9 protein-coding genes are annotated in these 11,276 nt (G+C 61.5%); 2 read left to right on the plus strand and 7 right to left on the minus strand.

Annotation, left to right across the window (positions count from 1 at the left end; all coding sequences use genetic code 11):
• Positions 1-165: 165 nt before the first annotated feature.
• The gene (locus ACPZMI_RS00945; RefSeq protein WP_426351492.1) at positions 166-621 is read left to right on the plus strand and encodes an REP-associated tyrosine transposase; all 456 of its coding nucleotides are present in this window, start codon (positions 166-168) and stop codon (positions 619-621) included.
• 95 nt (positions 622-716) lie between these two features.
• On the opposite strand, the gene ACPZMI_RS00950 is transcribed toward ACPZMI_RS00945, so the two are convergent.
• The 7 genes from ACPZMI_RS00950 to ACPZMI_RS00980 all read right to left on the minus strand — a co-directional run bounded on the left by ACPZMI_RS00950 (position 717) and on the right by ACPZMI_RS00980 (position 9,028).
• Positions 717-1,610, minus strand: a complete 894-nt coding sequence (locus ACPZMI_RS00950) for an ABC transporter permease subunit (RefSeq protein ID WP_426351493.1) — start codon at positions 1,608-1,610, stop codon at positions 717-719.
• Complete coding sequence (locus ACPZMI_RS00955) at positions 1,607-2,488, minus strand: ABC transporter permease subunit (protein ID WP_172964842.1); 882 nt, start codon at positions 2,486-2,488, stop codon at positions 1,607-1,609. The genes ACPZMI_RS00950 and ACPZMI_RS00955 overlap by 4 nt, the downstream gene beginning before the upstream one ends.
• Before the next feature lie 35 nt (positions 2,489-2,523).
• On the minus strand, positions 2,524-3,666 hold the full coding sequence (locus ACPZMI_RS00960; RefSeq protein WP_054894983.1) for an ABC transporter ATP-binding protein: 1,143 nt from the start codon (positions 3,664-3,666) through the stop codon (positions 2,524-2,526).
• A gap of 69 nt (positions 3,667-3,735) precedes the next feature.
• Positions 3,736-4,830 carry a polyamine ABC transporter substrate-binding protein gene (locus ACPZMI_RS00965; RefSeq protein WP_426351494.1) on the minus strand — a complete coding sequence of 365 codons (1,095 nt, stop codon included), beginning with the start codon at positions 4,828-4,830 and terminating at the stop codon, positions 3,736-3,738.
• Positions 4,831-4,992: 162 nt separating this feature from the next.
• On the minus strand, positions 4,993-6,090 hold the full coding sequence (locus ACPZMI_RS00970) for a polyamine ABC transporter substrate-binding protein (protein WP_426351495.1): 1,098 nt from the start codon (positions 6,088-6,090) through the stop codon (positions 4,993-4,995).
• Positions 6,091-6,259: 169 nt separating this feature from the next.
• Entirely contained in the window at positions 6,260-7,621 is a 1,362-nt protein-coding gene (locus tag ACPZMI_RS00975) for an aspartate aminotransferase family protein (protein ID WP_426351496.1), read from the minus strand.
• A 48-nt stretch (positions 7,622-7,669) separates the two neighbouring features.
• On the minus strand, positions 7,670-9,028 hold the full coding sequence (locus tag ACPZMI_RS00980; protein ID WP_054894987.1) for a glutamine synthetase family protein: 1,359 nt from the start codon (positions 9,026-9,028) through the stop codon (positions 7,670-7,672).
• 668 nt (positions 9,029-9,696) lie between these two features.
• On the opposite strand from ACPZMI_RS00980, the gene ACPZMI_RS00985 reads away from it, so the two are divergent.
• Entirely contained in the window at positions 9,697-11,073 is a 1,377-nt protein-coding gene (locus ACPZMI_RS00985; protein WP_186665474.1) for a glutamine synthetase family protein, read from the plus strand.
• Positions 11,074-11,276 lie beyond the last annotated feature (203 nt).

An 11,276-nucleotide genomic window follows, 5' to 3' on the forward strand; every position in this document is an offset into this window, starting at 1 on the left:
TCTTCGCGGGCAAGCCCGCTCCCACACCACCCTCAAGGCTGTGGAGGTCCTGTAGGAGCGGGCTTGCCCGCGAAGAGGCCACCGCAAAATCCGGAAACCATGATTGGCGCCAAGGTCGGAACAGCACCGCTAACCTCCAAAGGTCAATTTCATGGAGGAAATTCGATGCCCCTGGCCCATTCCCACCGCCTGCGCCGCGGCCGCTGCTCAGAGCCTGGCAGGTGCTACCTGCTGACCACTGTCACCCACGAACGACAACCCCTTTTCCACGACCTGCGCAGCGCCCGGCTGGTGGTGAAACAGCTACGCCTGTCAGATCAGGAAAACGCCAGCCGCACGCTGGCCTGGGTACTGATGCCGGACCATCTGCACTGGTTGATCGAGTTGAGGGGGGTGACGCTTGGGAGTTTGATGCGCAGGTTCAAGTCGCGCAGCGCCATCACCCTGCGCAAGACCGGAGTGAGGCATGTACCCGTCTGGCAACCGGGGTATCACGATGCGGCCTTGCTCAAGGAGGAGGAAGTGGTGCAGGCAGCCAGATACATCATCGCCAATCCACTGAGAGCAGGGCTGGTCAGCAGTGTGCGGGAGTATCCGCATTGGGATGCGGTCTGGCTTTGAATCGGTGGTGAAGCCTTCGCGGGCAAGCCCGCTCCTACAGGTTCAGTGCACGTTGCACCGTCCTTGTGGGAGCGGGCTTGCCCGCGAAAGGGCCGTCAGGCCGACGCAGCAGCCGGAGCCGGACGCCGTACCTGCGATTGCCCGACGTTCGCTGCAGCACCTTCCTCGATGGCCTGCTGGATCGCCCGGCGGCGGCGCTCTTCGGCGCGGCGGCTGAAGTACCAGACCAGGAAGGTCACCAACGACACCGACAGCAGGATCAGGCTGGCCACGGCGTTGATCTCAGGCTTCACGCCCAGGCGCACGGCCGAGAACACTTCCATCGGCAAGGTGGTCGAGCCAGGGCCGGACACGAAGCTGGCCAGCACCAGGTCATCCAGCGAAAGGGCGAACGACATCATGCCGCCTGCTGCCAGAGAAGGCGCGATCATCGGGATGGTGATCAGGAAGAACACCTTCCACGGCTTGGCACCCAGGTCCATCGCCGCTTCCTCGATCGACAGGTCCAGCTCGCGCAGGCGAGCCGACACCACCACCGCCACATACGCGGCACAGAAGGTGGTGTGGGCGATCCAGATGGTGACGACGCCACGCTCCTGCGGCCAGCCGATCATCTGCGCCATGGCCACGAACAGCAGCAACAGCGACAGACCGGTGATCACCTCGGGCATCACCAGCGGCGCGGTGACCAGGCCACCGAACAGCGTGCGGCCCTTGAAGCGGGTGACCCGGGTCAGCACGAAGGCCGCCAGGGTGCCCAGCGCGACCGCAGCCACCGCCGTATAGCAGGCGATCTCCAGCGAGCGCATCACCGAACCCATCAGCTGGGTGTTGTCGAGCAGGCCGACGTACCACTTCACCGACCAGCCGCCCCACACCGTCACCAGCTTCGAGGCGTTGAACGAGTAGATCACCAGGATCAGCATCGGCAGGTAGATGAACAGCAAGCCGAGCACCAGCATCAGCTTGGAGAAACTGAAGCGCTTCATGCCCGACCCTCCATCTCTTTGGCCTGGCTGCGGTTGAACAGCAGGATCGGCACGATCAGGATCGCCAGCATCACCACTGCCAGCGCGGATGCCACCGGCCAGTCACGGTTGTTGAAGAATTCCTGCCACAGCACCTTACCGATCATCAGGGTTTCCGGACCGCCGAGCAGTTCAGGGATCACGAACTCGCCCACCACCGGGATGAACACCAGCATGCAACCAGCGATGATGCCGTTCTTCGACAGCGGCACGGTGATCTTCCAGAAGCTGTTGAAGGTGCTCGAGCCCAGGTCGCTCGCGGCTTCCAGCAGGCTCTGGTCATGCTTCACCAGGTTCGCGTACAGCGGCAGGATCATGAATGGCAGGTACGAATAGACCACGCCGATATACACCGCCAGGTTGGTGTTGAGGATCTGCAGCGGCTGGTCGATCAGCCCGGTCCACAGCAGGAAGCTGTTGAGCAGCCCGTTGTTGCTGAGGATGCCCATCCAGGCATAGACGCGGATCAGGATCGCGGTCCAGGTCGGCATCATGATCAGCAGCAACAGGACCGTCTGCATCTCTTTCTCGGCCTTGGAGATGGCGTAGGCCATCGGGTAGCCGATCAGCAGGCACAGCAGGGTGCTGAAGAAGGCGACCTTGAGCGAGCCCAGGTAGGCCGAGATGTACAGGTCATCTTCGGTGAGCAGGCCGTAGTTGGCCAGGTTCAGCACCAGTTGGATCTTGTCCTCGACGTAGGTGTAGATCTCCGTGTAAGGCGGGATCGCCACGTCGGCTTCGGCGAAGCTGATCTTCAGCACGATGAAGAACGGCAGCATGAAGAACAGGAACAGCCAGATGAACGGCACGCCGATCACCAGATGGCGTCCCTCGGGGATGATGCGCTGGAGGGCTCGTTTGAGCTTTCGCGGTTTCATGAGCGCAGTACCACGCCGCTGTCGTCTTCCCACCACACGTAGACTTCATCGCCCCAGGTCGGGCGCGCGCCCTGGCGTTCGGCGTTGGCGACGAACGACTGGACGATCTTGCCGCTCGGCAGCTCGACGTAGAACACCGAGTGACCGCCCAGGTAGGCGATGTCGTGGACCTTGCCGCGCGACCAGTTGTGCTCGAAATCGGGTTGCGTCGTCGTCACCAGCAACTTCTCGGGACGCAGCGCGTAGGTGATGTGCTTGTCCTCGACCGAGGTGGTGACACCGTGGCCGACGTAGATCTTGCGCTCGAGCTCCGGCGAGGCGATCAGCGCGTGGCCTTCGGCGTCGTCGATCACTTCACCTTCGAACAGGTTGACGTTGCCGATGAACTCGCACACCAGGCGGCTGGTTGGCGTCTCGTAGATATCCACAGGCGAGCCGATCTGGGCGATCCAGCCCAGGTGCATGATGGCGATGCGCTGGGCCATGGTCATGGCCTCTTCCTGGTCGTGGGTCACCATCACGCAGGTCACACCGACCCGCTCGATGATCTCGACCAGCTCCAGCTGCATCTGCGAACGCAGTTTCTTGTCCAGCGCGCCCATCGGCTCGTCGAGCAGCAGCAGTTTCGGACGCTTGGCCAGCGAGCGGGCCAGGGCCACACGCTGACGCTGACCACCGGAGAGCTGGTGCGGCTTGCGCTTGGCGTACTGGGTCATGTGCACCAGCTTGAGCATCTCGGCCACGCGGGCTTCGATGTCGGCCTTGGGCATCTTGTCCTGCTGCAGGCCGAAGGCGATGTTCTGCGCCACGGTCATGTGCGGGAACAGCGCGTAGGACTGGAACATCATGTTGATCGGCCGCTCGTAGGGCGGCATGTCGGTGATGTCGACACCATCGAGGAAGATCCGACCTTCGGTCGGACGCTCGAAGCCTGCGAGCATCCGCAGCAAGGTGGACTTGCCGGAACCGGAGCCGCCCAGCAGGGCGAAGATCTCGCCCTTGCGGATTTCCAGGGACACATCGTCCACGGCGATGGTTTCGTCGAACTTCTTCGTGACCCGGTCGATCTTGACCAGCACCTGCTTGGGCTGCTGGTCACCCTCGAGGGCTTTCTTATAGGCACCGGAGGCAACTGCCATGAGTGAAACTCCCAACAAGATTTTTGTGCCCGAGCGGCCTGTGTGCAGGGCCACGTCGGGTCTGGATTTTTACTTGCCCGACTTGACCTTGGTCCAGCTGCGGGTCATCAGACGTTGCACCTTGGGGGGCAACTCCGCGTTGACGAACATCTTGTCCAGCACTTCCTGCGGTGGGTAAACCGCGGCGTCAGTTCTCACAGCCTGGTCCATCAGGTCGCCAGCCTTGGGGTTGGGGTTGGCATAACCGACGTAATCACTGACCTGGGCGATAACCTCAGGTTTCAGCAAATAGTTGATGAAGGCGTGGGCCTCTTTCACGTTCTTGGCGTCCTTGGGAATCGCCAGCACGTCGAACCAGAGGTTGCCGCCTTCCTTGGGAATGGCGTAGGCCAGGTTCACGCCCTTCTTGGCTTCTTCAGCACGGGCCTTGGCCTGGAAGACATCGCCGGAGAAGCCTGCCGCGACGCAGATGTCGCCATTGGCAAGGTCGGTGATGTACTTGGAGGAGTGGAAGTAGGTCACGTACGGACGTACCGCCAGCAGCTTCTTCTCGGCCTTGGCGTAATCCTTGGGATCGGTGCTGTTGGGGTTGAGCCCCATGTAGTTGAGCACCGCCGGGAGCATCTCGTCCGCCGAGTCGAGGAAGGCCACACCGCACTTGGAGAGCTTCTTCATGTTCTCGGGTTCGAACAGCACCGCCCAGGAGTCGATCTTGTCCACGCCCAGCGTGGCCTTGACCTTGTCGACGTTGTAGCCGATGCCGTTGGTGCCCCACAGGTAAGGCACGGCGTACTGGTTGCCCGGATCGTTCTTTTCCAGGCGCTTCATCAGCGCTGGGTCCAGGTTGGAATAATTGGGCAGCAGATCCTTGTCGAGTTTCTGGAACGCGCCCGCCTTGATCTGCTTGCCGAGGAAATGGTTGGACGGCACCACCACGTCATAGCCGGTGTTACCGGCCAGCAGCTTGCCTTCCAGGGTTTCGTTGGAGTCGAAGACATCCTGCACGGGCTTGATGCCCGTCTCTTTCTCGAAGTCCGCGAGCGTGGTCGGGCCGACATAGTCGGACCAGTTGTAGAAGTGCACCGTGGGCGCCGCTTGAACGCTGCAGGCCAGCGTCAGACCTGCTCCAGCCATCATGGCCTTGCGCAATACAGAAATAGACAAGTGGTTGGTCCTCACAATCAGAGCCTTCGGTGGCGGCTGGGAGCAGCCGTACACGCAAAACCGGCGCGCAACTTACCTGCGTGGCTGGGATGTCGCAATCAACAATCGAGGTTTATGCCCCCTGGGCCGGAAAACCCCGGCCCAGAGAGCCCCGCACAGGGCTTACTTGCCCGACTTGATCTTGGTCCAGCTACGGGTGATCAAACGCTGGGCGGCCGCTTCAGGGGCGGCGATCGCGTACAGATGCTTCTTCACTTCCGCTGGCGGATAGATGCTCGGGTCGCTGGTGATCTCCTTGTCGACGAACTGGGTCGCGGCCTTGTTACCGTTCGGGAAGCGCACGGCGTTGGTGATCTCGGCCATGACTTCCGGTTGCAGCAGGAAGTTCATGAACTGGTAGGCAGCATCTTTATGCTCGGCATCTTTCGGGATGGCGACCATGTCGTAGAAGGTGCCAGCGCCTTCTTTCGGAATGATGTAGTCCAGCTTGACCTTGTCGCCGGCTTCGTGGGCGCGGGCCTTGGACTGCTCCAGGTCGCCCGAGTAGCCGACGGCCACGCAGATGTTGCCGTTGGCCAGGTCGCCGATGTACTTGGAGGAGTGGAAGTAGGTGATCGAAGGACGGATCTTCAGGAACAGGTCCTCGGCCGCCTTGAGGTCTTCCTTGGTGGTGCTGTCGGTCGGCTTGCCCAGGTAATGCAGCGCGGCCGGAAGCATTTCGGTCGGTGCATCGAGGAAGCTCACGCCGCAGCTCTTGAGCTTGGCGATGTTCTCGGGCTTGAACACGGCGTCCCACGAATCGATCTTGTCCACGCCCAGCGCGGCCTTGACCTTGGCCGGGTTGTAGCCGATGCCAATGGAGCCCCACATGTACGGGAAGGCGTACTTGTTGCCTTTGTCGCTGGCGTCGCCAACGGCCTTGAGCAGGTCTTCGTCGAGGTTCTTCCAGTTCGGCAGCTTGGAGCGGTCGAGCTCCTCGTAGACGCCGGCCTTGATCTGCTTGGCCAGGAAGTTGTTGGACGGCACGACGATGTCGTAGCCCGACTTGCCTGCCAGCAGCTTGGCTTCCAGGGTTTCGTTGCTGTCGAAGACGTCGTACTTGACCTTGATGCCGGTCTGCTTCTCGAACTTGGCGATGGTGTCCGGAGCGATGTAGTCCGACCAGTTGTAGACGTTCAGCACCTTGTCTTCAGCGTGAACAGCAGTGGCCATGGCCCCCATCAGGGCGGCGGCCAGCAACGTCTTGCCCATTTTCTTCATGCGTTATGCTCCAGAATTTTTTTAGTAGCCATCTGTTCAGCTGCCAGGTCCCGTGGTGCAAGCGCCGGACGACTGAAACAACCGCTAGTCTGGCAAGTTACAAGGCGCTGTTTCAACAAAAGCAGGGCCTTGTAACGACTTAATGTCACATCGCTAGCCTAGCAAACGCCTATCGAATCGCTTCCAGGGTCAGATCCAGGCACTTGCGCGCCTTTTCCACCAGCTCGTCCACTTCTTCGCGGCTTATTACCAGTGGCGGCGCGATGATCATGGTGTCGCCCACCGCGCGCATGATCAGGCCGTTGTCGAAACAGAAGTTGCGGCAAACCATGCCCACGCCCTTGCCTTCGTAACGGCTGCGGGTCGCCTTGTCCTTGACCAATTCGATTGCGCCGAGCAGGCCAAGGCCACGTACCTCGCCCACCAGCGGGTGGTCTTGCAGCTCGCGCAGTCGTTTTTGCAAGTACGGTGCCACTTCCGTGCGTGCGCGCTCGACGATCTTCTCGTCACGCAGGATGCGCAGGTTCTCCAGCCCCACCGCCGCTGCCACCGGGTGGCCGGAGTAGGTGAAGCCGTGGTTGAAATCGCCCCCTTCGCTGAGCACCTTGGCCACCTTGTCACGCACGATCACACCGCCCATGGGGATGTAACCGGAGGTCAGGCCCTTGGCGATGGTCATCAGGTCAGGCTTGAGATCGTAATAATCGGAGCCGAACCACTCGCCGGTACGGCCAAAGCCGCAGATCACTTCGTCGGCGACGAACAGGATGTCGTACTTGGCGAGGATCTCCTTGATCTTCGGCCAGTAGGTGTCCGGCGGAATGATCACCCCGCCGGCGCCCTGGATCGGCTCGGCGATGAAGGCGGCGACGTTGTCCTCGCCGACTTCCAGAATCTTCTTCTCCAACTGCTCGGCAGCCCACACCCCGAATTCATCCGGGGTCATGTCGCCGCCCTCACCGAACCAGTACGGCTGCGGGATGTGCACGATACCCGGGATCGGCAGGCCGCCCTGCTCGTGCATGCCGCTCATGCCGCCAAGGCTGGCGCCGGCCACGGTGGAGCCGTGGTAGCCGTTGACCCGGCCGATGAGCGTCTGCTTGTTCGGCTTGCCCTTGAGCGCCCAGTAGTGGCGAACCATGCGCAGCACGGTGTCGTTGCCTTCGGAGCCGGAGCCGGTGAAGAACACATGGCTCATGCCTTCGGGGGCCACGTCGGTAATGGCCTTGGCCAGCTCCAGCGCCGGCGGATGAGCGGTCTGGAAGAACAGGTTGTAGTACGGCAGCTCGCGCATCTGCTTCTCTGCCGCCTGGACCAGTTCTTCGCGACCATAGCCAACCGCCACGCACCACAGGCCGGCCATGCCATCGAGGATCTTGTGCCCCTCGCTGTCCCACAAATGCACACCCTGGGCCTTGGTGATGATGCGCGGCCCCTTCGCCTTCAGCTGCTTGTAGTCGCTGAAGGGTGCCAGGTGGTGCTCGCCGCTCAGGTTCTGCCATTCACGGGTTTGCGGGTTGTTGACGCTCATCTGCTTCTCCACTATCCGATGGCCGCGCTCCTGCGGCCCCAGGGTTGATCACACGGCAAACAGCAGGAACTCGCGCTCCCAGGAACTGATGACGCGCTTGAAGTTTTCATGCTCGGCGCGCTTGGTGGCGACGTAGCCGGTAATGAACTTCTTGCCCAGGTACTGCACCAGCGACCGGCTGTTCTCCATACGCTCCAGGGCGTCCTCGATGGTCAGCGGCAGGCGCAGGTTACGCCGCTCGTAGCCACGGCCCTGGACCGGCGCGCTGGCCTCGATGCCCTCGACCATGCCGATGAAGCCACACAGCAGGCTCGCGGCGATGGCCAGGTAGGGGTTGGCGTCGGCGCCTGGCAGGCGGTTTTCCACGCGGCGGTTCTGCGGGCCGGCATCCGGTACGCGCAGGCCGACGGTACGGTTCTCTTCGCCCCACTCCACGTTCACGGGCGCCGAGGTGTCCGGCAGGAAGCGGCGGAACGAGTTGACGTTCGGTGCGAACAGCGGCAACGCCTCGGGAATGAGCTTCTGCAGGCCGCCGATGTGATGCAGGAACAGCGTGCTCATGCTGCCGTCTTCATTGGAGAAGATGTTCTTGCCGGTGGCGATGTCGATCACGCTCTGGTGCAGGTGCATGGCGCTGCCGGGCTCGCCGGTCATGGGCTTGGCCATGAAGGTCGCGGCCACGTTGTGCTTGAGCGCGGCCTCGCGCATGGTGCGCTTGAACACCAGGATCTGGTCGGCCAGGTGCAGCGCGTCACCGTGACGGAAGTTGATCTCCATCTGCGCCGTGCCGTCTTCGTGGATCAGCGTGTCGAGGTCCAGCTGCTGCAGTTCGCACCAGTCATAGACGTCTTCGAACAGCGGGTCGAATTCGTTGGCGGCCTCGATGGAGAACGACTGACGGCCAGTTTCCGGACGGCCGGAGCGGCCCACCGGCGGTTGCAGCGGGAAGTCCGGGTCTTCGCTGCGCTTGGTCAGGTAGAACTCCATCTCTGGCGCGACGATCGGCTGCCAGCCCTTGTCGGCGTAGAGCTTGAGCACTTTCTTGAGGACGTTGCGCGGCGACAGTTCGACCGGGTTGCCCTTCTTGTCGTAGGTGTCGTGGATCACCTGGGCGGTCGGCTCGATGGCCCAGGGCACGAGGAACACGGCGTCCTGGTCGGGGCGGCAGATCATGTCGATGTCGGCCGGGTCGAGCAGGTCGTAATAGATGTCGTCATCGACGTAGTCGCCAGTCACAGTTTGCAACAAAACGCTTTCGGGCAGGCGCATGCCCTTTTCGGCGATGAATTTGTTGGTCGGCGAGATCTTGCCGCGGGTGATGCCGGTCAGGTCGCTGATCAGGCATTCGACTTCGGTGATCTTGTGCTCTTTCAACCAATCGGTGAGCTGGTCGAGGTTGTTACTCATAAATACCTCAGGTGGTCATTTGACCCGGCCCCTGCGGGGCGGGCGCTACTGACGCCTGGCGTCGGTCAATGTCGGCGCATTCGGCGCGGCAGGGCCTGGCAAGGCCCACGCATTGATTCTGGATGGAGTATGTTGCCAAAGCAAAAACCCATGCGCAGGACGGCAGCCGATTCACGCGCAAAACGCGTATCGATCTCGAAAGCAAAGGGCAGGAAGGAAGAAAAGCGTGCAGTAAACTGCTACGGGGCGAGGGCTGACTGTGCCGGTCGTCAATTATTGCGGCCAGTCTGCTCCAGGGATGGGCCAGGCGCGCGAGGGCCTTTCGGCAAGCGGTGAAAATACCTGACTGCGCAGCGCAGGCGGCGCTTTCAGGTCGCGACTGGCGGACCATGTGACCCTCGTATTATTACTGTTATGGGTTGCGACCGAGCTTAGCCTCGTTCATTTTTTTTCACAACACCTCCGTAAAAAATAAAATACGCCACCATCGCCGTAGCCCTTTCCTACAGATTTAGCGGATAATGGCATGCCCTTATATGCAGCAAATCCGCCGTTGATGTGCCATTTCAGGGCATCAGGAGGTTGGCTTGACATCAGTTTGTCTTTTCGATTGACTGGGTCTGCAAGCCCCCCTTGATTGATATTTTTAACAACAAAGGTGTTGCATCATGTCGGTACCCCCGCGTGCCGTTCAGCTTAACGAAGCGAACGCGTTCCTTAAGGAACATCCTGAGGTTCTCTACGTTGACCTTCTGATTGCAGATATGAATGGTGTGGTTCGTGGCAAGCGTATCGAACGCACGAGCCTTCACAAGGTTTACGAGAAAGGCATCAACCTGCCCGCCTCCCTCTTCGCCCTGGATATCAACGGCTCGACCGTCGAAAGCACGGGCCTGGGCCTGGACATCGGCGACGCCGACCGCATCTGCTACCCGATCCCTGGCACCCTCTCCAACGAACCCTGGCAGAAGCGCCCGACCGCGCAACTGCTGATGACCATGCACGAAATCGAAGGCGAGCCGTTCTTCGCCGACCCTCGTGAAGTGTTGCGCCAGGTGGTGAGCAAGTTCACCGACATGGGCCTGACCATCTGTGCCGCGTTCGAGCTGGAGTTCTACCTGATCGACCAGGAGAACGTGAACGGCCGTCCGCAGCCGCCGCGCTCGCCGATCTCGGGCAAGCGTCCGCAGTCGACCCAGGTCTACCTGATCGACGACCTGGACGAGTATGCCGACTGCCTGCAGGACATCCTCGAAGGCGCGAAGGAGCAGGGTATCCCGGCCGACGCGATCGTCAAGGAAAGCGCCCCGGCGCAGTTCGAGGTCAACCTGCACCACGTGCCCGATCCGCTGAGGGCCTGTGACTATGCAGTGCTGCTCAAGCGCCTGATCAAGAACATCGCCTACGACCATGAAATGGACACCACTTTCATGGCCAAGCCCTACCCGGGCCAGGCTGGCAACGGCCTGCATGTACACATCTCCGTGCTGGACAAAGATGGCAACAACATCTTCACCAGCGAGGATCCCGAGCAGAACGCCGCGCTTCGTCACGCTGTCGGCGGTGTGCTCGAGACCCTGCCCGCTTCGATGGCGTTCCTCTGCCCGAACGTCAACTCGTACCGCCGTTTCGGCGCGCAGTTCTACGTACCGAACGCGCCGAGCTGGGGCCTGGACAACCGCACCGTGGCCCTGCGCGTGCCAACCGGCTCGCCGGACGCCGTGCGCATCGAGCACCGCGTGGCCGGTGCCGACGCCAACCCGTACCTGATGATGGCGGCGGTCCTGGCCGGTGTGCACCACGGCCTGACCAACAAGATCGAGCCGGGTGAGCCGATCGAAGGCAACTCCTACGAGCAGCTGGAACAGAGTCTGCCGAACAACCTGCGCGATGCCCTGCGCGAGCTGGACGACAGCGAGATCCTGAACAAGTACATCGATCCGAAGTACATCGACATCTTCGTCGCGTGCAAGGAGAGCGAGCTGGAGGAGTTCGAACACTCGATCTCCGACCTCGAGTACAACTGGTACCTGCATACCGTGTAAACGAAAACGCCGCCCTCAGGGGCGGCGTTTTTCATTGGACCTGGCCGGCCCTATCGCGGGACAAGCCCGCTCCCACAGGTACTGCAGAGATCTCAAGACCGATGCAGAGCCTGTGGGAGCGGGCTTGTCCCGCGATAGGGCCGGCCAGGTCCAATGAAAAACGCCGCCCCTGAGGGCGGCGTTTTCGTTTACACGGTATGCAG

It is taken from the genome of Pseudomonas wayambapalatensis, assembly GCF_049942315.1.
GTDB lineage: Bacteria > Pseudomonadota > Gammaproteobacteria > Pseudomonadales > Pseudomonadaceae > Aquipseudomonas > Aquipseudomonas wayambapalatensis.